The 22473-nt window shown below is 74.1% G+C and carries 12 protein-coding genes and 1 other RNA gene; 10 read left to right on the top strand and 3 right to left on the bottom strand.

The window, feature by feature from the left end:
• Window positions 1–120 precede the first annotated feature (120 nt).
• Window positions 121–5238, bottom strand: coding sequence for an FHA domain-containing protein (locus ACSMXW_RS13895; protein WP_485806555.1), 5118 nt, complete (start codon window positions 5236–5238; stop codon window positions 121–123).
• Window positions 5239–5906: 668 nt separating this feature from the next.
• Between ACSMXW_RS13895 and ACSMXW_RS13890 the strand changes: the two genes are divergently transcribed.
• The 4 genes from ACSMXW_RS13890 to ACSMXW_RS13875 all read left to right on the top strand — a co-directional run bounded on the left by ACSMXW_RS13890 (window position 5907) and on the right by ACSMXW_RS13875 (window position 11957).
• Window positions 5907–7523 carry a serine/threonine-protein kinase gene (locus ACSMXW_RS13890; RefSeq protein ID WP_485806553.1) on the top strand — a complete coding sequence of 539 codons (1617 nt, stop codon included), beginning with the start codon at window positions 5907–5909 and terminating at the stop codon, window positions 7521–7523.
• A 152-nt stretch (window positions 7524–7675) separates the two neighbouring features.
• Complete coding sequence (locus ACSMXW_RS13885) at window positions 7676–8899, top strand: serine/threonine-protein kinase (protein ID WP_485806551.1); 1224 nt, start codon at window positions 7676–7678, stop codon at window positions 8897–8899.
• A gap of 646 nt (window positions 8900–9545) precedes the next feature.
• On the top strand, window positions 9546–10652 hold the full coding sequence (prfB, locus tag ACSMXW_RS13880; RefSeq protein ID WP_485806549.1) for a peptide chain release factor 2: 1107 nt from the start codon (window positions 9546–9548) through the stop codon (window positions 10650–10652).
• A gap of 501 nt (window positions 10653–11153) precedes the next feature.
• Window positions 11154–11957 carry a hypothetical protein gene (locus ACSMXW_RS13875; protein ID WP_485806548.1) on the top strand — a complete coding sequence of 268 codons (804 nt, stop codon included), beginning with the start codon at window positions 11154–11156 and terminating at the stop codon, window positions 11955–11957.
• A gap of 341 nt (window positions 11958–12298) precedes the next feature.
• On the opposite strand, the gene ACSMXW_RS13870 is transcribed toward ACSMXW_RS13875, so the two are convergent.
• The gene (locus ACSMXW_RS13870; protein WP_485806546.1) at window positions 12299–12481 is read right to left on the bottom strand and encodes a hypothetical protein; all 183 of its coding nucleotides are present in this window, start codon (window positions 12479–12481) and stop codon (window positions 12299–12301) included.
• A gap of 534 nt (window positions 12482–13015) precedes the next feature.
• Between ACSMXW_RS13870 and ftsE the strand changes: the two genes are divergently transcribed.
• The 6 genes from ftsE (at window position 13016) to dacB (ending at window position 18990) form a co-directional block, all read left to right on the top strand.
• Complete coding sequence (gene ftsE, locus ACSMXW_RS13865) at window positions 13016–13705, top strand: cell division ATP-binding protein FtsE (protein ID WP_485806544.1); 690 nt, start codon at window positions 13016–13018, stop codon at window positions 13703–13705.
• A gap of 126 nt (window positions 13706–13831) precedes the next feature.
• A complete protein-coding gene (gene ftsX / locus ACSMXW_RS13860) occupies window positions 13832–14749 on the top strand; it encodes a permease-like cell division protein FtsX (protein WP_485806543.1) in 918 nt (305 codons plus the stop codon).
• A gap of 67 nt (window positions 14750–14816) precedes the next feature.
• Window positions 14817–16010, top strand: a complete 1194-nt coding sequence (locus ACSMXW_RS13855; RefSeq protein ID WP_485806542.1) for a S41 family peptidase — start codon at window positions 14817–14819, stop codon at window positions 16008–16010.
• Window positions 16011–16028: 18 nt separating this feature from the next.
• Window positions 16029–16517: an SsrA-binding protein SmpB gene (gene smpB / locus ACSMXW_RS13850; RefSeq protein ID WP_485806541.1), complete on the top strand. Its 489-nt coding sequence runs from the start codon at window positions 16029–16031 to the stop codon at window positions 16515–16517.
• A gap of 275 nt (window positions 16518–16792) precedes the next feature.
• Window positions 16793–17162: a transfer-messenger RNA gene (gene ssrA, locus ACSMXW_RS13845) on the top strand.
• A 220-nt stretch (window positions 17163–17382) separates the two neighbouring features.
• Window positions 17383–18990 (top strand): D-alanyl-D-alanine carboxypeptidase/D-alanyl-D-alanine endopeptidase, encoded by a 1608-nt coding sequence (gene dacB / locus ACSMXW_RS13840; RefSeq protein ID WP_485806540.1) that lies wholly within the window; start codon window positions 17383–17385, stop codon window positions 18988–18990.
• 287 nt (window positions 18991–19277) lie between these two features.
• On the opposite strand, the gene ACSMXW_RS13835 is transcribed toward dacB, so the two are convergent.
• Window positions 19278–22280, bottom strand: coding sequence for a glycoside hydrolase family 3 protein (locus ACSMXW_RS13835; RefSeq protein WP_485806538.1), 3003 nt, complete (start codon window positions 22278–22280; stop codon window positions 19278–19280).
• Between the last annotated feature and the right edge of the window lie 193 nt (window positions 22281–22473).

The raw sequence follows: 22473 nt of genomic DNA, 5'->3' as shown, positions 1-22473 counted from the left end.
GTCTCTGACGTGCCGTCGGTGAGGCCGCGCCCCCGAGGGGCGCCGGGCGCCCCGGACCCGTGGGGTGCCCCTCGGCGGGGCGCCGGAAACGGACGGCAGCCGGAACGCGGTGACGCGCCGTCAGGCGCTTGCGCGGGCCGCGCGTTCCAGGGCGCTGGCGAGCAACGCCAGGTCCGTGGGGCCGTTGCCCAGCTCCCGGACGCTGCGCCGGGCCGGCGGATCACCCATCCGCTCCCACTCCAGGGGCACCACGGTCGGCCGCAGCGTCCCCGTGCGCGGGATGCGGCCGGTCACCCGGCCGCCCTGGAAGGCGGTGCTGCGGCCCCCGGGGCCGCGCAGCACACCGCGGCCCGGCGCCGGGTCGTCCACGCCGCCTGACGGGGCCTCCAGCGTCACCCTGAGCGCGGCGGCCCGGCCCGGCTCGGACTCGGCCATCCGGCCGCCGGGCAGCCCGGCGGCGACCAGGTGCACCCCGAGCCGCGCCCCGTCGCGGACCACGGCCTCCAGCGCCCGGACGACCGAGCCCGCGGCGGGCCGGCCCGGCGAGCCGAGCGGCGGGGCCAGCAGGGCGTCCAGGTCGTCCACCAGGACGACCATCCTGGGCAGGCCGGCGCCCGGCAGCGGCAGCGGGAGCCGCTCCGGTCCGGTGGAATCCGGTGCAGGTGTCCGCTCGGCGGGGCCCGGCGCGCCGGGACGCCGGGCGGGGTCGTACGCCGCCGTCCGCTGGGTGGGGTCCGCTGCCCCCGTCCGCTGGGTGGGGTCCGCTGCCGCCGTCCGTTGGGCGGGGCCCGGGGCCTGCGCCCGGTCCCCGGCACCCTGCTCCGCGCCGGGCCCGCCGCCCGGGCCCGGGCGCCACGCGCCGGCGCGCAGGCGCAGCGTCGCGCTCGACGCCTCCAGGTCCGCGGCACCCGCCTCCGCCCCGGCCCCCTGCTCGCCGCCGGCCGCCGCGGCGGCCCCTCGGCCGACCCGCGCCGCCGCCACGCCGTGCTGGGGCAGCCGGGCCGAGGAGGCGCCCTCCTGCGCCGCCTGCCCCGCCCGCGCCGCCCGCGCCGAGAACCTGCCTTCCTGGGGCTCCTGGGCGGCGTCGCGCGCAGACGAGACGCCTTCCTGGACGGCGCGCGCAGACGAGACGTCTTTCTCTTCCTCGGAGACCCGGCCCGCCGCGGCGGGCTCCCGCGGCGCGCGGGCGGCCGGCCGGCCCGGGGCCCGGCTCCGGGAGTGCCACTCCGCGAAGTCGAGCGGCCCCAGCAACTCCGCACGGCGCTTCAGCTCCGCCGTCAGCGACTGGGCGAACTCCCGCATCCGCACGGGGTCGTGGGCGGCGAGATGCGACACGGCATGGGGGAGATCAAGGCATATCCGCAGGCCCTCACCGGCGCCGGGGTGCGCGCCGCGCAGTGCGCCCGGTCCCGCGCCGGCGCCGCCGGCGGCACACAGGCCGTCGCGGCCGTCGATCAGGACGAGACCCAGCCGCTCGGGCCGCTCAGCGGCGGCGAGCGAGGCGGCGACGGCGCGCAGCAACTCCGTCCTGCCGCTGCCCGCCGGGCCCTCCACCAGCAGGTGGGGCCCCTCCGCCACCAGGTCGGCGGCCACCGGACCGCGCGGTCCCGCGCCCAGCACGGCCGTGGCCCGGCCGCCGGCCGCCCGGCGGTCCTCGGCCGCCGCGGCCCATCTAGCCAGCAGCGACGCGGGGGTGGCACGGGCAAGTCCCAGCTCGTCGAGGAGCCGTGCCACCTGCGGCAGGGGCGCCGACGCGGGCCCCTGCGCACCGCCGGGGCCGCCCTCCGGACGCAGCGGCGCGAGCGCCCTCGCGAACCGCTCGGCCCACGGCCCCGACACCGCGTCCACCGCGGCGACCGCCCCGCGCCCCGCGAGCCTGCCCCGCACCGCGCGCAGCAGCCGCAGCTCCGTGGCCACGTCGCCGCCGAGCAGCGCCACCGCCCCGCAGGACCGGAACACCGGGGTCACCTCGCAGGCCGCCTCGTACGTCGCGGCAACCGGGACGGCGGTGGACACGGCCCCCGTCTCGGCCAGGCAGAGCACGTGGATCCCGGCACCGGGCCCGGCCTCGGCCAGCCGGGTCACGGCCTCCCGCACCTCCGGGGTGCCGGGGTCGCCGTCCACGACGAGGACGGTGTACGTGCCGCCCGTGTACTCCTGCGCGGGCGCCCCGGCGTCGGGGGAGGTGTGGGGGTGGGCCGCGGCGCCCGTGCCGGGGAAGGCCGCCTGGCCTGCGTGGCCCGTAGGGCCGGGGTGACCCGCCTGGCCGGGGTGACCCGCGAGGTCGGCCGGGCCGGCGTGGGCTGCGCCGGCAGGGCCCGGGTGGACCGCGAAGCCCGGCCCGGGCTGGGCCGCGGCCGGGTGGACGCCCCCGTGGCCCGCGGCACGGGGCCCGCCGGGCAGCCCGACTGAGCCCCGGTCACCCGAACCGCTCCGGACACCGTGCCCATGGGTACCGCCCGCGTAACCGGCACGGCCCTCCTCCGCCCGGCCGCCCTGGGCATGGCCGCCGTGGGGGTCGTGGGTGCCGTGGGGGCCGTAGGCGTCGGCGGAAGGACCGGAGGCGTACCCCTCGTGCTGCTCGCGACCGCCGCGGGGGAGCGGCGCACCGCCGCCGTGGGCGGAGCCGGGAGCCGGCACACCATGGCCGCTGTGTCCGCTGTGTCCGCTGTGCCCGCCGGGGCCACCGGGAGCCGCGCCCATGGCGGCCGCGGACGCCGCCCCGGCCTGCGTGGCCCCGGTCGTACCTGTCTGCGTGGCCCCGGTCGCACCGGTCCGCGCGGCCGGGCCGCCGGCAGAGTGGCCGGTGCCGTACGCGTCCGGCGCCGGACGGCCGTCCGCGCACTCCTCGTACTCCGCCAGCCTGCGGAGCAGTTCGCCCGCGCGCGCGGTGGCCTGGTCGCGGTCGTAGGCGACCAGCAGCCGGCAGTCCTGGCCGCGCTGGGGGCGCAGGTGGGGGAGCCATCCGAGCCACGCCCACTCGGCGGTCCGCTCGCCGGTCGCGCGCCTGCGGTCCGTGCTGATGAGGACGATCTCCAGGGTGTCGGGGGAGTGCAGCGCGGCAAGCTGGGCGAGCACGGACCTGACCAGCCCCGACAGCCGCCGGCGCGGCCCGGCGAGGCCCAGTGCGCCGACCTCGCGCAGCCCGGTGGTGAGGGGCACGGCGGGCAGTACGCCGCCCTGCGCGGGGCGGTCGGCGGTGCCGAGACGGACCGTGAGCGCCTCCGGGTGCCGGGGCCCGCGCTCCCAGAGCCGCGCGCCGGGGCCGAGGGCGGTGAGCAGCAGCGCCGCCGGGTCGGGCCACGTCTCGTCGGCGGCCGGGCCGACGGGGGCCTCGGCGCCCTGGGCCGCCCGGCCCGCCGGGCCCTGCTGCGCCCCGGTGGACAGCCCGCCGTAGGTGCCGTACCCGTGCCGCAGGCCGGACCCGCCGGATTCCGGACCCGGGGCGCCCGGCTCCCCGGGCGTCTCGCCCGCCCTGCCGCCCGCCAGCCGCCGGGCCCATGCGGAGAAGCCGCCGCGCCTGCGGGCCCCCGCCCCGCCCTGGCCCGCCCCTGACGGGTCCGGCCCGCCCTGCCGCTCGGCATGAACCTGCGCGCCCCCCGGCCCGTGACCGGGTGTGCCGGGGGACACGGGCCCTCGGCCGGATGTGCCGGATGTGCCGGACACCTGGCCGGCGTGCAGGGGCCCGTGCCCGGGCGCCCCGAACGCGGGGTCCGCCCCTCCGTATGCCTCCGCCTCGCCGTATGCCTCCGCTGCTCCGTACGCCTCCGCCTCGCCGAGGACCTCCGGCGCCCACCGCACCCCGCGCGGTGCGTTCCGCTCGCGGGTGTCCGCGAAGGCGTCGGGGCCCCAGCCGTCGTCCCGGTGGCCCCCGCCCCGGACCGTCCTTCCGCCGTGCGTCCTTCCGGCGTCCCGCCCGGCGCTCCCAGGGGCCCGCGCGGCGCCCTCCGGGGCCGTGCCCGAGGCGGGCCACCCCTGGGCCCGGGGATCCGACGCGGACCGCGCCGGGCCGTCCGTACCCGCGCCCTGTGCCCGTCGGCGGTCGTGGCGCGCGCGTTCATGGCCGTGCGCCGCGGCCGGGCCCGCGCCGCCGGCGTCCGCGGGGCCGCCCGCCGCGCCCCAGCCCGCCGAGCCGTATCCATGGTGCGTACCGCCGCCGGGCGCGCCGTGCGCACGTCCCACGCGCCCGCGGGGGCCGCCGCTGACATCCCCCGCACCTCCGTGGGGGCCACCGCTCATGTCCTCCGCGCCCCGGCCGGGTCCGCCGCTCGCGTACCCCGCGCCCGTCCCGGGGGCGCTGCCCGCGCCCTGAGGGCCGCCGCCCGCGTGCCCGCCGCCCCCGGGGACGCCGTACGCGCCCGCACCGGAACGGCCGCCCGCCGCCCCCGCCTCCGGCCCGCCGTACCCGGACGCCGCATCCCCGCCGGCCCCGGACCCGTCCGAACCGACCCCGCCGGCCCGGGACCCGCCCGCACCGAACTGGACGCCCCCGAATCCACCGGTAACGGACCCGCCGCCCGAGCTCCCGACCCCCGGCCCGCCGTCCCCAGGCCGGCCGCCGGGTCCACCGGCCCCCGCGCCGACGCGTACCCGCACATGCCCTTCGCCGTCCGGCGCCGTCGGCAGCGCGGCCGGGGGCTCGGGCGGGGCGGGTGTGAGGCGGAGGGCGGACTCGCCGAGGCGGAGCAGGGAGCCGGGCGGGACGCGGACGGGGTGGGTGGAGACGGCGACGCCGTCGATCGTCGTGCCGTTCGTGGAGCCCAGGTCCGTGAGGGTGACCTCGCCGCCGGGGGTGACCGTCACCGCGCAGTGCAGCCGGGAGACGTCCGGGTCGTCCAACGGGACGTCGGCCTCCGCGGAGCGGCCGACGCGGATCTGGCCGCCGTGCAGGAGGTGGACGCCTCCGGCGTCGGGGCCGGCGATCACGCGGAGCTGGGCGACGGCCTCGGCGGTGCCGGGGCCGGGCCCCACGCTGTCCGTGGGCGCGCCGACGGACAGCACCGCACCGTCCAGCAGCGGGGGCTCGCCCAGGGTGCAGCGCCGCGGGTCGAGACGCTCCTCGCCCGCGAACAGCACGACGGGGCCCTCGCTGCGGTCGCAGCCGACGGCGGCGGCCAGGCCGGAGGCCACCGCTCCGAGGGCGGTCCCGGCCGGCGCGGTGACCAGTACGTCGCTCGCCGCCGGGCGGCCCGCGGCTGGTTCGCGGAGCGGTCCGAGGACGGTCAGCCGGATCTGCATCGCGTCAGCGGTCCCTTCTGCGCGGGCGCCCGGCGGGGAACGGCGCTTGTGACTTTCCCCCCACCACACACGGGCACGTGGCCAGTACAGAGGGCATCCTCGCACCTGCCACCGACAACACGCCCGACGGCCGACCGGAGACGATCTTGAATGGCCGACTCTGCCCTGAAAAGTGCCCGGCGGACGACGGGTGGCGCGAATCACGGGATCGCGCACGTCACCCCCGGCGGCAACCATCGGCCCCCCGCGCGCGTCTTTCCGTCGAACACGTTCCTGACGCCCGGGACGGGCCCACACCGCCTCCGTACAACCTCCGGAAGTTCACCCGGACCGACCGAAAACCGCCCCGTCACTTACCGAAAACCGACCATGGTCCCCGCCCGGACACAGGAACCGGACCGGCCGGTACGCACCGGAGCGGCACTACAGTGGTGGGCCGGACCCTCCGCCGGGCGCCGGCCCGGAACCGGTCCGGACCGACGGGGCCCGGGACCGGGCTCCGGACGACCGACCAGCCGGCCCCGCACCGGGGCCGCGCCCGACAGCGCCGGACCGCACCGGGCCCGGCACCCGAACAGACCGCCGGACCACCCGGCTCGTCCCGGTACATCCCGGGCCGTCGAGCAGGGACCGACCATCCATCTCCGAGCAAGCAGGGAGCGCATGACGTGCGGCCGGTAGGCAGCAAGTACCTCCTGGAGGAGCCGCTCGGACGCGGCGCCACGGGAACCGTCTGGCGGGGCCGCCAGAGGGAGACCGCGGGGGCCGAGGCGGCCGTGCAGGGCGCGCCCGGCGAGGTCGTCGCGATCAAGGTGCTCAAGGAGGAGCTGGCCAGCGACGCGGACATCGTGATGCGCTTCCTGAGAGAGCGCTCGGTGCTGCTCCGCCTCACGCACCCGAACATCGTGCGCACCCGCGACCTGGTCGTGGAGGGCGACCTGCTCGCCCTGGTGATGGACCTGATCGACGGCCCCGATCTGCACCGCTACCTCCGCGAGCACGGCCCCTTCTCGCCGGTGGCCGCGGCCCTGCTGACCGCCCAGATCGCCGACGCGCTGGCGGCCAGCCACGCCGACGGCGTCGTGCACCGCGACCTGAAGCCCGCGAACGTCCTCCTCAAGCAGGAGGGCGGTGCCATGCACCCCATGCTCACGGACTTCGGTATCGCCCGGCTCGCCGACTCGCCCGGCCTGACCCGCACCCAGGAGTTCGTCGGCACCCCCGCCTACGTCGCCCCGGAGTCGGCCGAGGGCCGCCCCCAGACGTCCGCCGTGGACGTCTACGGCGCCGGCATCCTGATGTACGAGCTGCTCACGGGCCGTCCGCCGTTCTCGGGCGAGACCGCCCTGGAGGTGCTGCACCAGCACCTGAGCGCGGAGCCGCGCCGTCCCTCCACCATCCCGGACCCGCTCTGGACGATCATCGAGCGCTGTCTGAGCAAGGACCCGGACCGGCGTCCCAGCGCCGAGAACCTGGCGCACGCCCTGCGCACCGTCGCCGACGGCATCGGCGTGCACGCCACGGCCGCCCAGATCGCCGCGGCCGAGGGCGTCGCGGCGCTGCTCGGGCCCGACCCGGACCCCACCGCCGTGCCGGAGGTGCCGGGCGCCGCCGACCCCACCCAGGTGCTCCCGTACGGCGCGGGACCCGACCCGAACGCCGCGACCAGCGTGCTGCCCCACACCGCCCAGGGAGCCACCGGCGACGCGGACCCCACCTCCGTCCTGCCCAACACCGGCGCGCCGGGCCCCACCTCGGTCATGCCCCCCGTCCCGCCGGGCCCGCCCGGGGCGAACGGGCCGGGGCCCGAGGACCCGCACCCCTGGCAGAACCAGCTGCGCGCGGCCCGGGACCGCAACGAGCAGACCCAGATCCGGTACCTGGACCCGAACGAGGACCCACTGCGCCGCCGCCCGCAGCGGCAGGTCGCACGGCCCCAGCAGCAGCCCCAGCGGTACGCGCCGCCGCCGGGACCCCAGCAGTACGCCCCGGCACCCCAGCCGGGACGCTACGGAGCCCCGCCGCAGCAGCCGGCGCCGCGTCCGCCCCGCGAAGCCAGGGAGCCGCGCCGGCGCAACCCGAACAAGATGCGGATCCCGGGCCTCGGCTGCCTCAAGGGCTGCCTGTTCACGATCGTCATCCTGTTCGTCGCCGGCTGGCTGATCTGGGAACTCAGCCCCCTGCAGGACTGGATCGGCACCACCAGGGGCTACTTCTCCGAGCTGAGCAGCTGGTTCCACACGGTGACGGGCTGGATCGACAAGCTGGGCAACGCCGGCAACTAGCCGGCTGCGGCGCACCGCACCCGCGGGCGAACCGCCCCGGATGCACACTCTGGTGATTTGTCGACACCCGTGGGGTGATTTCCGCCGTGGATATGAAGGTTGCCGCTCCGGACGCGTAGCTTTGTCGCCAACACGCGTCCGTAGGAGCAGCCTTGGCACGGAAGATCGGCAGCCGGTACACCGCGCACCAGATCCTGGGGCGGGGCAGCGCCGGCACGGTGTGGCTGGGCGAGGGGCCGGACGGTCCCGTCGCCATCAAACTGCTGCGTGAGGACCTGGCCTGCGACCAGGAGCTGGTGGGCCGCTTCGTCCAGGAGCGCACCGCTCTCCTCGGCCTGGAACACCGCAACGTCGTCGGGGTGCGCGACCTGGTGGTGGACGGCACCGACCTCGCCCTCGTGATGGACCTCGTCCGCGGCACCGACCTGCGCACCCGGCTGGACCGCGAGCGCCGGCTCGCCCCCGAGGCCGCGGTCGCCATCGCCGCGGACGTCGCCGACGGCCTGGCAGCCGCCCACGCGGCGGGCATCGTGCACCGCGACGTCAAGCCCGAGAACGTCCTGCTGGACATGCAGGGCCCGCTCGGCCCCGGCGGGGCGCACCCCGCGCTGCTCACCGACTTCGGCGTGGCCAAGCTGATCGACTCGCCGCGCCGGCCGCGCGCCACGAAGATCATCGGAACGCCCGACTACCTCGCCCCCGAGATAGTCGAGGGCCTGCCGCCGCGCGCTGCGGTGGACATCTACGCGCTGGCGACGGTGCTCTACGAGATGCTGGCGGGCTTCACGCCGTTCGGCGGGGGGCACCCCGGGGCGGTGCTGCGCCGGCATGTCACCGAGACCGTGGTGCCGCTGCCCGGCATCCCCGAGGAGCTGTGGCAGCTCATCGTCCAGTGCCTGGCCAAGGGGCCCGCCTCGCGGCTGCGCGCCTCGGAGCTGGCGGCGCGGCTGCGGGAGCAGTTGCCGTCGCTGGCCGGCATCCCGCCGCTGGACGTGGACGAGCCGGAGGCCGAGCCGGTCGAGGAGCCGCAGGAGGCCGCGCCGGCGGGTCAGGCGCGGCAGCCGGTCGTACGGCGGGGGGCCGTGTCGCTGGTGCCAGGGGCTGAGCCCGACTCCAACCGGGACACGCACACGAGTATGCGGGTGCCGGCGGCGGATGAGCTCGCGGGCGGCGCCCGGGGGACCGCCCGGGTCCCGCGGCCCGCCGGCGCCCCCCGTCCCGGCTCCGCGCGGCACCGGACCGCTTCCGGGCGGCGCAGGATCCTCCTCGGCGCGAGCGCGGCACTCCTCGCCGCCGCGGCCGCGGCAACGTACTTCGCCACGTCGGGCGACCCCGACACCCCCCCAACCCCAACCCCCGCCTCAGCCACCCCCTGACCCGGACCCGGCTCCCCCCTTCCCCGTGCGCCCCTGGCGGTGCGTGCCGGTACGTTCGCGCGCCCGTGGGCTCTGCCCACCCTCCCCCAGTGCCTGAAAGGCCTGGGAGGCACCCGCAGCCCCAGCGGAACGACTGCCCGCAGCGGTAGCCGGAAGGTGTGGCCCCACCGGGCCGCAGTCGCCGACGAGACGTGAGGGGACGTGGGGGGATGTCCGCCCGCAGTGTCCGGCGCCACGACCAGAGAACCCGAACGCCTACGGAAGGCGCCGGACCGAGGACGGATATCCCCCCGCGGCCCCGCCCCACAACGAAACCCAAGGCGCACCCGCCCCAACGAAACCCGCACACGCCCGAGCCGACCCGCGCCCCGCGAACCCAAGGCGCACCAGCCCCAACGAAACCCGCACACGCCACAAAACCCAGCCACAACGAACCCAAGGCGCACAGATCACAACGAAACCCCCACACGCCAAGCCGACCCGCACTCCGCGAACCAAGGCGTCCCCGACGCAGTGAACACCGCCTCTCAGGAAGCAGTGTGAGCCAGCCCACAGCGACCCCCGCCGGAACCCCGCCCCCCGTAACCCCCCGTGTCCGCCCCCGCACAGGGATTTCGTCGGTTGCCCCAGCCGTTAGGCTGGAGTCGTGGCAGTCGTCGACGTATCCGAAGAGCTGAAGTCCCTCTCCTCCACGATGGAGTCCATCGAGGCCGTCCTGGACCTCGACAAGATGAGGGCTGACATCGCCGTGCTCGAGGAGCAGGCAGCCGCGCCGTCCCTCTGGGACGACCCGGACGAAGCGCAGAAGGTCACCAGCAAGCTGAGCCACCTCCAGGCCGAGGTCCGCAAGGCGGAAACCCTCCGCGGCCGGATCGACGACCTGGCCGTGCTCTTCGAGCTGGCCGAGACGGAGGACGACCCGGACACCCGCGCCGAGGCCGAGACGGAGCTTGCGGACGTCCGCAAGGCCCTCGACGAGATGGAGGTCCGCACCCTCCTCTCCGGCGAGTACGACGCCCGCGAGGCCGTCGTGAACATCCGTGCGGAGGCCGGCGGCGTGGACGCCGCCGACTTCGCCGAGCAGCTCCAGCGCATGTATCTCCGCTGGGCCGAGCGGCACGGCTACAAGACCGAGGTCTACGAGACCTCGTACGCGGAGGAGGCCGGCATCAAGTCGACCACCTTCGCCGTCCAGACCCCCTACGCCTACGGCACCCTCTCCGTCGAGCAGGGCACGCACCGCCTCGTCCGCATCTCGCCGTTCGACAACCAGGGCCGCCGCCAGACCTCCTTCGCGGGCGTCGAGGTGCTCCCCGTCGTCGAGCAGTCCGACCACGTCGACATCGACGAGTCTGAGCTGCGCATCGACGTCTACCGTTCCTCGGGCCCCGGCGGTCAGGGCGTGAACACCACGGACTCCGCGGTCCGCATCACCCACCTGCCGACCGGCATCGTCGTCTCCTGCCAGAACGAGCGCTCGCAGATCCAGAACAAGGCGACCGCGATGAACGTCCTCCAGGCGAAGCTGCTGGAGCGCCGCCGTCAGGAGGAGCAGGCCAAGATGGACGCCCTCAAGGGCGACGGCGGCAACTCCTGGGGCAACCAGATGCGCTCCTACGTCCTGCACCCCTACCAAATGGTCAAGGACCTGCGGACGGAGTACGAGGTCGGTAATCCGCAGGGGGTTCTGGACGGCGAGATCGACGGTTTCCTGGAAGCCGGAATTCGCTGGCGCAAGCAGCAGGAGCGCTGACACCCGGCGCGCGCCACGGGGCGCCGGAACACGCAGCCCCGCAGCCACGGAACGGTTACCCGCAGCCCCCTGACGCGGACCCCGCGACCCCGGAACGCGGGACCCGCAACCCCGGAACGCGGAAACACCGCAACCCGGAACCCGTCCCGGAAAAGCGCCGGCAGAAAGAGCGAAAGCACCTTTGTCGACAAGGTAACCGCCGCCCCGCCGCGGTCACTTACCACCACCTCTTACCCTCACCCCTTACCCCCACCCCCGTGCCCATTTTGAATGTGCCGCTCCCTTTTACGTCACATTCACATGACCTTGCAGCCGCCAACTCCTGCCAAACCGGACATCGTTCGCGCAACGACCTTGACGGGACCATGAAAACTGGGAAGGCTGCACGGCGGCATGCGTATCCCTGGGGCGCGCGTGGACGGGGGCGTAAGAGCTACTCCCGGCGAACCCAGCCCTGGGCGCTGCACCACTGACGATGAAGCTACTGGGGGTAGCAGGCAGATGACGAAGAAGACGCGGGTCCGCGTGGCGCGGGTGGCAGCTGGCGCGGTGATCGCCGTAGGCGCTTCGCTGACCGCCGCCGGCGCCGCTTCGGCCCTGGACGTCAATGTCGGTGTGCTCGGCCTGAATGCGGGCGTCAACGTCACGGGTGGTGAGGACTCGACCGGCGGCGAGACCACCGGTGGCAACGGCATCAGCGGTGGCGTCGCGATCGGCGGCGAGACCACGGGCGGTGACACGACCGGCGGCGACACCACGGGTGGCGACACGACCGGCGGCGACACGACGGCCGGTGACACCACGGGCGGTGACACGACCGCGGGTGACACCACGGGCGGTGACACGACGGCCGGTGACACCACGGGCGGTGGCACGACCGCCGGCGACACGACCGGTGGCGACAGCGGCACCGGCGGTGACAGCGGCACCGGTGGCGACAGCGGCACCGGTGGCGGCAACGGCACGGGTGGCGACCACGGCAACAGCGGTGGCAACGGCAACAGCGGCGGCAACAGCGGCGGCAATGGCACCGGCGGCAGCACCGGCGGTGACCAGGGCACCGGCGGCAACGACAACACCGGCCCCGACACCAACGGCTCGCAGCCGGTCGAGCAGGGTCACGGCAAGGACGGCCTGACGGACACCGGTTCGCAGCCCGCCGCGCAGGGCAAGGGCAAGGACCAACTGGCCGAGACGGGTGCCGCCGAGACGTCGTTCCTGATCATCGGCGCCGCCACCATGATCGCGGGCGGCATCGGCTTCCGCATGCTGCCGCGCTTCGTGAGCGGCCGCACCGCGGCGTGACACCGCACCGGCGGGCGTAATAACGCCGCACGGACGCACGCGGAAGGGCCCGGAGCAACCGCTCCGGGCCCTTCCGCGTGCGTATGGAAATGTCTGCTAGCGGACATGTCTGCTGGAAATGTCCGCGTACGGAGAACGGCCGGGTGCTGACGCCGTCGTCCGTCCGGACGACCTCCCTGCCGTCCGCCCGCCGCGGCGCACACCATGCGCGCCCCATGCGTCTCATCGTCACATCATGCGGTCACAGCGACACGCACCGTACCGGTGCGACATGCACCGTACCGGACCCTGGTCCTCACACCCCGGCCGTCCGGTCCGAGCCGGTGGCCACCGTGCTCTGACTACCGGGCCACCAGCGCCGCCACGGCGATCAGCACCGCCAGCAGGGCGATCAGGGCCGTAGGGCTCAGGCTGCTCCAGAGGCTCTCGTGCTGCAGGCGCTCGCGACTGGCCCTGCATACGGGGCAGCGGCCCTCGCTCACCGGGGCAGCACAGTTCGCGCACACCAATCGGTCGTAGGTCATGCGCTCTCCTCCTCCCGCGCGGCGGGGGCTGCCGCAACAGCGTCATTACAGATAACGCTCAGAGTCACGCAACCGTTCCCCTCCACTGTGCCAGCTTCCCGGGATTTCGGCGCGGTCCCCCCGTATTCTGCCCCCGTATTGTGCCCCCGACCCCGCCCGGCCCACGCCCGGCCCACGAACGGATCCTCTCCCGCGCCCCCGCGCCCCCGCGCCCCCGCGCCCCCGCGCCTCCGTGCCCCCGTACCTCCGCGCCTCCGCGACCGGCCCGCCGCGTCCCGCCGGCCGCGGGCCGCTGTCACCGGCTCGCGGGCCGTGTCCGCGCCCGGGTCCGCGCGGGGGTCCGCACGGGGGCCGCCTGTGCGGCAAGCCCCACCCGTCCCATCAGTCCCGATGGCACCTGAAGTACGCAATCCGGGCACTCCAGGCCATGACAAATGCCGCAATCCATGCGTAACTCATGCCGTCGACTGCGAGCAGCCACCCGCTTCGCGTATGGTCACGCTCACCTACCTCCGGCGAACCCGTGGTGCATCCGTGATCCGATTCGACAACGTCACCAAGGTCTACCCCAAGCAGAACCGCCCCGCTCTCAGGGATGTCTCCCTGGAGGTCGAGCGCGGTGAGTTCGTGTTCCTCGTGGGGTCCTCCGGCTCCGGAAAGTCCACCTTCCTGCGGCTGGTCCTGCGCGAGGAGCGGACCAGCCACGGCCAGGTGCACGTCCTGGGCAAGGACCTCGCACGGCTGTCCAACTGGAAGGTGCCGCAGATGCGCCGCCAGCTCGGCACCGTGTTCCAGGACTTCCGGCTGCTGCCGAACAAGACCGTCGGCGAGAACGTGGCGTTCGCGCAGGAGGTCATCGGCAAGTCGCGCGGCGAGATCCGCAAGTCCGTGCCCCAGGTGCTCGACCTCGTCGGGCTCGGTGGCAAGGAGGACCGGATGCCGGGCGAGCTGTCCGGCGGTGAGCAGCAGCGGGTGGCGATCGCGCGCGCCTTCGTCAACCGCCCCAAGCTGCTCATCGCGGACGAGCCCACCGGCAACCTCGACCCGCAGACCTCCGTCGGCATCATGAAGCTGCTGGACCGCATCAACCGGACCGGCACCACCGTCGTGATGGCGACCCACGACCAGAACATCGTGGACCAGATGCGCAAGCGCGTCATCGAGCTGGAGAAGGGCCGCCTCGTCCGCGACCAGGCACGTGGCGTCTACGGCTACCAGCACTGAGGACCCGCGATGCCCGAGCAGACCCGAGCCCGTCCCGGCATCCCAGGGGGGACCGGCCCCGGCACCCCCGGGGTGGCCGCGGCGACCGCCTCGGCACTGATCCACGGAAAGGCCTGAGAAGACGCCATGCGCGCCCAGTTCGTCATGTCGGAGATCGGCGTCGGTCTCCGCCGCAATCTCACGATGACCTTCGCGGTCGTCGTCTCCGTGGCCCTCTCCCTCGCCCTCTTCGGCGGGTCGCTGCTGATGCGCGACCAGGTGAGCACGATGAAGGGCTACTGGTACGACAAGGTCAACGTCTCGATCTTCCTCTGCAACAAGAGCGACGCCGAATCGGACCCCAACTGCTCCAAGGGTGCCGTCACCACGGAGGAGAAGAACCAGATCAAGTCCGACCTGAGCAAGATGCAGGTCGTCGACAAGATCATCTACGAGTCGAGCGACGAGGCCTACAAGCACTACAAGCAGCAGTTCGGCGACTCCCCGCTGGCCCGGTCGCTCACCCCGGACCAGATGCAGGAGAGCTACCGCATCAAGCTCAAGGACCCGCAGAAGTACCAGGTCATCGCCACCGCCTTCAACGGCCGTGACGGGGTGCAGTCCGTGCAGGACCAGAAGGGCATCCTGGAGAACCTGTTCGGCCTGCTCAACGGCATGAACTGGGCGGCGCTCGCCGTGATGGCGCTGATGCTGGTGGTGGCGCTGATGCTGATCGTGAACACCGTACGGGTGTCCGCGTTCAGCAGACGGCGGGAGACCGGCATCATGCGGCTGGTCGGCGCGTCCAGCTTCTACATCCAGATGCCGTTCATCATGGAGGCCGCGGTCGCCGGTCTCATCGGCGGGTTCGTCGCCTGTGCGATGCTGCTCGTCGGCCGGTACTTCATCATCGACCACGGCCTCGCGCTCTCCCAGAAGCTGAACCTCATCAACTTCATCGGCTGGGACGCGGTCCTCGCCAAGCTGCCGCTCGTCCTGGCGATCGGCCTGCTCATGCCCGCTCTCGCGGCGTTCTTCGCGCTGCGCAAGTATCTGAAGGTGTGACGAACGCCCCGTCACCGGCGTCGTCAACCTCCCGTGCGGGGGCTTGCCTTGTCCTAGACTCACCGTCATGTCCGACCCCGACCTATTCGACAGACCCCGCCGCAGCAGGCGACCGGCGGTCCTGACGCTGGTCTTCGCGGGCGTACTGGCGACCGGCGCGGCGACGGGAGCCTGGAGCGACGGACGCGGCCAGGAGGGCGACCCCACCGCCGTCCCCACCGGTTCGGCGAGAGCCGCCGGCCAGCGCGAGGTGGCCGAGGCCGCGGCACGGGCCATGGCCGCGGGCAAGTCCCCCGAGGAGGCGGCCCGGCGCGCCGTCAGCCGCAGCGGCGACAGATGGGGCGCCGTCTACTCGCAGGGCCAGTACGCCGAGTTCGAGCAGGCCCTGGACGGTGAGTACACCGGCGTCGGCCTGTGGGTGAGACGCGGCAGCGACGGCCGGGTCGAGGTGGCCCGGGTCCAGCCCGGCGGCCCCGCCGGGCGTGCCGGCATCCGCAAGGGCGACCGGCTGACCAGCGTCGACGGCCGGCGCGTCGACGGTCTGCCGGTCACCGAGGTGGTCGCCCTGCTGCGTGGCGACGCGGCCGGCGGCGGCACCCCGGTCGTCGGCAGTTCCGTCGGCGTCGGCGTGCGGCGCGGCGCGCACGCCTGGCGCGAGACGCTGCACAGAGCACTGCTCTCCACGGACTCCGTGACCGTGCGGCGGCTCGGCGGACGGACCGCCGGCGCCGTGCTGATCAGAGTCACGTCCTTCACCAAGGGCACCGGCGCACAGGTGCGCGAGGCGGTGCGCAAGGCGCCCGCCGGCGCCGGCATCCTGCTCGACCTGCGGGGCAACTCCGGCGGCCTGGTCAGCGAGGCCACCGCGGCGGCGTCCGCGTTCCTGGACGGCGGCCTGGTCGCGACGTACGACATCGAGGGCGATCAGCACGCGCTGCACGCGGCGCGCGGCGGCGACACCCGCCGCCCCCTGGTGACCATGGTCGACGGTGGCACGATGAGCGCCGCGGAGCTGCTGACCGGTGCGCTCCAGGACCGCGGCCGGGCCGTGGTGGTCGGCACCAGGACCTTCGGCAAGGGCTCGGTGCAGATGCCCAGCCGCCTGCCGGACGGCTCCGTGGCCGAGCTGACCGTCGGCCACTACCGCACGCCCGCCGGGCACAGCCTGGACGGCCGCGGCATCACCCCCGACCTGGAGGCCGACGACGATGTCCAGAAGCAGGCCGAGACGGTATTGAGTGGCCTCGGAAGCCCCTCCTAGTGCGAAAATGGCCACACTATGGCTAAGGAAAAAGGGCGCAAGCTGATCGCGCAGAACAAGAAGGCGCGGCACGACTACCACATCCTCGACACCTACGAGGCCGGTCTGGTCCTCACCGGCACCGAGGTGAAGTCGCTGCGCCAGGGCCGTGCCTCCCTTGTCGACGGGTTCGTCCAGCTCGACGGCGGCGAGGCATGGCTGCACAACGTCCATGTGCCCGAGTACAGCCAGGGCACCTGGACCAACCACAGCGCGCGACGCAAGCGGAAGCTCCTGCTGCACCGGGCCGAGATCGAGAAGCTGGACGCCAAGTCCCAGGAGACCGGGCACACGGTCGTGCCGCTGGCGCTGTACTTCAAGGACGGCCGCGCGAAGGTCGAGATCGCGCTGGCCAAGGGAAAGAAGGAGTACGACAAGCGGCAGACGCTGCGGGAGCGGCAGGACCGCATGGAGGCGGAGCGCGCGATGTCCGCGGCGCGGCGGCGGGGGCGGGCGCCCGTTCGCTGAGCACGCCGCGTGCCGCCGGCCCGGTCCGCGGGCCCCCTTCTGCCGGCCCCCTTCTGCCGGCCCTGTTCTGCCGGCCCTGTTCTGCCGGGCGTCCGCCGGGCCGTCCGCGGCCCCGTCCGCCGGCCGGTTCTGTGAGCGGACGGCGACGACGGGTGGTCGCGCCGTGCATGCGGCCCGCCCGCCGGGCGGGGGAATACGCTGGCACCCGCCCGCGTTGATCCCGTACGATGGCACAAGCCCTCCGGAGCGGGGGCGCGCGATTGAAAAATCAACATGGGGATGATCGGTTTCGACAGCGGCTGTCGAAGCAGGGGAAGCGAGCCGAGGAAGCGGCCATGATCTCGTAAACCACAGGCCGAAAAAAATAATCGCCAATACCAAGCGCGATTCCTTCGCCCTCGCTGCCTGAGCAGCGACTTGCGAAGTGTCAGCCCGGGGCTGTTCCCGACCCGGATCCTGGCATCAGCTAGGGAACTAAACCTGTAGACCCGGTCACGGGGCCTTCAGGGAAACCAAACAGTGACTGAGCCCGTCGGAGACTTGTCCGCGTGATCTCCGGGGCCGAGAAAAGCGAAGCGGACTGCGCTCGGAGAAGCCCTGATTCTGCACCGTTGGACGCGGGTTCGATTCCCGCCATCTCCACTAAGGCGACAGGCGACGTGTGCCCGCGGACCGCGCGGGTCTCGTCGCCTTCGTCGTGTGCGTCGTTCTGCGCGCCTTGTCGTTCTGCGCGCCTTCGTCGCGCCTGTGGGGGGCTTCGCCCACCCACGCCCCCGGCCGGCGTGCCGTCGGCTTCAGGGGGTGTCCCGGTGGACCGTGTACGCGGTCTGTCGGTCAAGGCGTTGTTCCGGGATGCTCCTGTGGCATGAGCAGATCACTGAGACGACGTAGGGGTCCGGGGCGGGCCGGACCGTGGATCCGGGTGCTCGCCGCCGCGCTCACACTGGGCGCGCTGGCGTGGGCGGCGCCCTCGGCCGGGGCCGACGGGGACGACAGCGGGCTGTCCGAGGCGCTGGACGGCATCCTCGCCGACGCACGGATGGCGGGCGGCGCGGAGAGCGTGGTGGTGGCCGACGCGAAGAGCGGCGACGTCGTCTACCAGCACGCCGCGGGGGACCGGCTGATGCCCGCGTCCAACACCAAGCTGCTCACCTCGGCCGCCGCCATGGCGCTGCTCGGGCCCGGCTACCGGTTCAGCACCGATGTGCTGGCCGGCGGCAGACAGCAGGGTGACGTGCTCACCGGCGACCTCTACCTGCGCGGCACCGGCGACCCCACCATCCTCGCCGACGACTACGACGCGCTCGCCGCCCGGCTCGCGGACGCGGGGATCAGGCGGGTCACCGGGAAGCTGGTCGCCGACGACACCCGCTTCGACGACCAGCGGCTCGGCCGCTCCTGGGCCGCCGACGACGAGGCCTCCTACTACTCCGCGCAGATCTCCGCACTCAGCCTCGCCCCGAACACCGACTACGACACCGGCACGGTGATCGTGAACACCGCCCCCGGTGCGGCCCCGGGCGACGCGCCCAAGGTGACCCTGACCCCGCCCACCTCGTACGTCCATGTGCACGTGTCGGCGACCACCGCACCCGCCGGCGACGACGGGGGCGTCACGGTCGACCGTGCGCACGGCACCAACGACATCACCGTCAGCGGGAGCGTGCCCGTGGACGCCGACCCCGACATGGAGTGGGTGAGCGTCTGGAACCCCACCGGCTACGCCGCCGCCGTCTTCCGGGACGCGCTGGCCCGGCACGGCATCCGGGTCGCCGGTGCCACCCGCCTCGGCGCGGCCACCCCACACGGCGCGCGGCGGCTGGCCACGCACGACTCCATGCCGCTGGGGGACCTGCTCATCCCGTTCCTGAAGCTGTCCAACAACATGCACGCTGAGATCCTGACCAAGGCGATGGGCGTCAAGGCGAGCGGGCGCGGCACCTGGGGCGCCGGGCTCGCCGCCATCGACGGCTACCTCAAGGGCCTCGGCATCGACACCGGGCAGTTCCGGCAGGTCGACGGCTCCGGACTGTCCCGGATGGACGTCATCCCGGCCAGCGTCTTCGCCGAGCTGCTGAGCGCGGTGCGCGGTGAGCCGTGGTACGCCGACTGGTACCGGGCGCTGCCGGTGGCGTGCGACCCGGAACGGTTCGTGGGCGGCACGCTCCGGTCCCGGATGTGCGGGACCCCGGCCGCGCTCAACGCCCGGGGGAAGACGGGGTCGTTGACCGGTGCGGACACGTTGACGGGGTACGTCACCGACGCGGGTGGGCGTGAGCTCGTGTACAGCATCCTGCTGAACGATTACCTCGCGGACGACGTGGACGACATCCTGGACGCCGTCGTCGTCACGCTCGCCTCGTCCAGTGCGGAGAAGGCGGTGCGGGTGGCACCGCGGTCACTCCGGCGCCCGGCGGGTCCTGCGGACGGCTCCGCCCTCGAATGTGCCTGGCAGAAGCCCCGCCTCTGCTGAACCTTCCGCCGGGGGCCACCCGGCGCGCCCCTTCGGCACCGTCCCGGTCGGTTGTCGCGGTGGTGTCCGGACCATCTGCCGGTGGCGGGTTGCTCGCGCAGTTCCCCGCGCCCCGGCGTGAGCCGGGGCCGGCCCGACGTAAGGGTCCGCCCGATAAGGGGCGCGGGGAACCGCGCGCTCGGCCACGACGAGACCGTCGGGCCGTCACAGTCCCGGATGGGCAGTCTCCGCCGTACCCGGACCACCGGCCGGTGGGTGGTTGCTCGCGCCCACGCGGCGGAGCCGCGTCAGCGTCTCACCGGACGTACCGTGAACTGCGTTACGCGCAAGCCCTTGCCGAGGACGAGGTAGACGTCCTGGGCGCCGCCACCGCGGGCCCGCAGGGGTGCCGTCACCGTCGTATAAGAGTACGGGGACGCCGTACGCGTCGCGTGGGCCGTGCCCATGAGGGGGCCGGTGGGGGAGCCGAGACGTACCTGGAGCGTGCCGGCGCAGTCCGCCGGACAGGCGACCCGGGCCGTGAGGCGGGCGGGCCCGGCACCCGGCGCCGCGTCCGCGAACGACACCCAGGCCCCAGAGGCCCCGGCCTCGACCGCCGTGCCGTCCGCCTTCGACTCGTCGACCAGCCGCACCCCCGCGTAGTCGTCGAAGTTCTCCGCACGGGTCGGCCGCGCCAGGTCCCGCGGCGGGATCGTCTCGCCGTGCACGGCGAGCGAGACCCGGCCGCGGACGTCCGCGGACGAGGCGCCCACCATGACGTCGTACGTGCCGCTCTCCACCACCCACTTCGAGCGGGTGACGTCCCAGTGGGCGAGGTCCGACCGGCTCAGCTCCAGGGTCACCTGCCTGGTCTCACCCGGCTTCAGGGACACCCGCCGGAACGCCTTCAGCTGCTTCAGCGGCTGTTTGTCGCGCGACGTCCGCTGGTGCGTGTAGAGCTGCACCACCTCGTCGCCGGCCCGCTCGCCCGTGTTGGTGACGGCGACGCGGTACCCGCCGGGGACGGGCCTGGGGGTGCCGTAGCGGAAGGACGTGTACGACAGGCCGTACCCGAACGGGTAGAGCGGATCGCCGCGGAAGTACTGGTAGGTGCGGTCGCCCTTGATGATGTCGTAGTCCAGCAGGTCCGGCAGGGCGGACGCGGAGCGGTACCAGGTCTGGGTGAGCCGGCCGGCCGGGTTGACGTCGCCGAACAGCACGTCCGCGAGGGCGTTGCCGGTCTCCTGGCCGGCGTGCGTGGTCCACAGCAGCGCCGGGACGTCCTCCGCCAGGTCGCCCAGGGTGGTCGGGTAGCTGTTCTCGACGACCACGACCGTGTGCGGGTTCGCCGCCCGGACGGCCCTCACCAGGGCCTCCTGGGCGGGCGCCAGCGCCATGCCGGGGCGGTCGTGGGCCTCCCGGCCGTTGATCGCGGGCATCGAGCCGACCACCACGACCGCGGCGTCCTTGCCCTTGACGGCGGCGACGGCCTGCGCGGTGCCGCTGCTGATGACGTCCTTGGCGAAGTGCGCGGCCCGGTCCCTGCCGACGAGGCCGAGCGTGCCGTCGGCGGCCGGGCCCAGGTAGGTGCCCTGGGTCCACCAGGACTCGGTGGTGTCATAGCCGGCGTACCGGAGCAGATAGCCGCCGTCGTCCTGCCGCTCCAGCGCGAACTGCTGCTGGACGTACCAGCCGTTCGGCTGGTCCTGGTCGTTCGGGAACCCGGCGCCGTTGTAGCCGACGTACTTGCCGTTGGCCGCCGCGCGCAGCGTCACCACGCCGGCGCCCCAGTCGAAGACGTCGAACCGCGCCTCGTCGGACGCCGTGGTGCCGCCCTCCCTGAGCGGCGCGCCCGACGCGCCGGTGCCCGCGGTGACGTACCTGCCGGTCGCCGTGTCCTTCAGCGCGATCCGGTCCACGGCCTCGCTGCCGGTGACGGAGCCGGCGGAGCCGAGCCGGGCCGCGATGCCGTCCTCGGGGGTGACCTGGTACGGCATGGTGCCGGAGTACCAGTCCGAGTAGAGCGTGTCGGACAGCGGGCCCACGACCGCCACGTCCCCGGTGCCGCCCGCGGTCAGCGGGAGCGCACCCCGCGCGTTCTTCAGCAGCACCATCGACTCGGCCGCGGCCTTGCGGGCCAGTGCCCGGTGCGCCGGGCTGTCGATCACGGACGCGTCGATCGACCCGTACGGACCGCCGTCCGGGTCGAACTCGCCGAGCCGGAACCGCACGGAGAGGACGTGCCGGGCGGCGTCGTCCACATCGGCCTCGGTCAGCAGCCCCCCGGCCAGCGCCGTCCTGATGGCGGTCGTGGTCGGCTCCGGGTTCGCGTCGTCGGACGTGAAGCTGTCCACGCCGGCCTTCAGCGCCGCCGCGTCCCCCTCGGCGAGGGTGCCGTAGTACTTCTGGCTGCCGCTGGTCAGCAGGTTGTTGGGGGCGCCGGCGTCGGTCACGTTCAGCAGGTCGTGGTCCGTCCAGCCGCGCACGTCGTCCAGCAGCGGGCTCACGGTCATCGGGCGGCCGTTCACCAGGTTGTACGAGGACATCACGCCGGTCGCGGCACCCGCCTCGATCGCGGGCCTGAACGCCTGCTCCTCGTACTCCTTGAGGACCCGTGGCCGCAGGCCGGACGAGGTGGTGTCGCGGTGCACCTCGTTGTTGTTGCCGAGGAAGTGCTTGAGGGTGGGCGCCGTCTTCAGGTGGTCGGGGTCGCCGCCGGTCAGCCCGGTGCCGTAGGCGGTGGCCATGGCGCCGGTGAGGTACGGGTCCTCCGAGTAGCCCTCCTCGTTCCGTCCCCACCGCGGGTCACGCAGCGGGTTCACCACGGGCGCCCACACGTTCAGGCCCCACCCCGCGGGCCGCTGCTGCTGGAACCCGCGGTCCTCGTCGCCCACCGCCGAGCCCACCCGCCGGATCAGCCCCGGATCCCACGTCGACGCCAGCCCCAGCGCCTGCGGGAACACCGTGGTCTTCCCGAGCCACGCCACTCCGTGCAGCGCCTCGGTGCCGGTACGGAAGGCACCGACGCCGAGGCGGGGGATGGCCGGCTCGTACTGGTGCAGCAGGGAGATCCGCTCGTCGAGCGTGAGCCGCCCCAGCAGGTCGTCCACCCGCTTCTCCAGGGGGAGGGAGGGATCGCGGAACGGATACGCGCCCGCCCCGGCGCCCCCGGCGCCCCCGGCGGCGCCCGCCGCGGTGCCGGTGCCGAGCGTGGCGATCAGCGCCAACGCCAGTCCGGCGACGGTCCCCCGCGCCCCCCGCACCCAGCGGCGCCGGCCGCCCCGGCTCCATAAAGCTCTGCTCGTCGTCATGTGTGGTGCCTCTCGTGGTCGAAGCGATTCGATGAGGTGGTGCGTTTCGTCGTTCCCCTGCGTATGCCGCGCATCGAAGGGCGAGCCCGGCCGAAATCAAGCCTGTCCGGGGGCACCTCCCACGCCCTCGAGGCACTGGGGGAGTTCGAGGACGAGCCCGAAGGGCGATCGACCGGGGGGCGATCGACTGGGG

Source organism: Streptomyces sp. DSM 116793, from assembly GCF_057320905.1.
This window is presented reverse-complemented; position numbering and strand designations above follow the sequence as displayed.

Excerpts from the sequence above, each read along its gene's own strand:
- ftsX (WP_485806543.1), top strand. The coding sequence starts at position 13,832 with ATGCGCGCCCAGTTCGTCATGTCGGAGATCGGCGTCGGTCTCCGCCGC.
- ACSMXW_RS13835 (WP_485806538.1), bottom strand. The coding sequence starts at position 22,280 with ATGACGACGAGCAGAGCTTTATGGAGCCGGGGCGGCCGGCGCCGCTGG.
- ACSMXW_RS13855 (WP_485806542.1), top strand. The coding sequence starts at position 14,817 with ATGTCCGACCCCGACCTATTCGACAGACCCCGCCGCAGCAGGCGACCG.
- ACSMXW_RS13895 (WP_485806555.1), bottom strand. The coding sequence starts at position 5,238 with ATGCAGATCCGGCTGACCGTCCTCGGACCGCTCCGCGAACCAGCCGCG.
- ACSMXW_RS13870 (WP_485806546.1), bottom strand. The coding sequence starts at position 12,481 with ATGACCTACGACCGATTGGTGTGCGCGAACTGTGCTGCCCCGGTGAGC.
- dacB (WP_485806540.1), top strand. The coding sequence starts at position 17,383 with ATGAGCAGATCACTGAGACGACGTAGGGGTCCGGGGCGGGCCGGACCG.
- smpB (WP_485806541.1), top strand. The coding sequence starts at position 16,029 with ATGGCTAAGGAAAAAGGGCGCAAGCTGATCGCGCAGAACAAGAAGGCG.
- ACSMXW_RS13875 (WP_485806548.1), top strand. The coding sequence starts at position 11,154 with ATGACGAAGAAGACGCGGGTCCGCGTGGCGCGGGTGGCAGCTGGCGCG.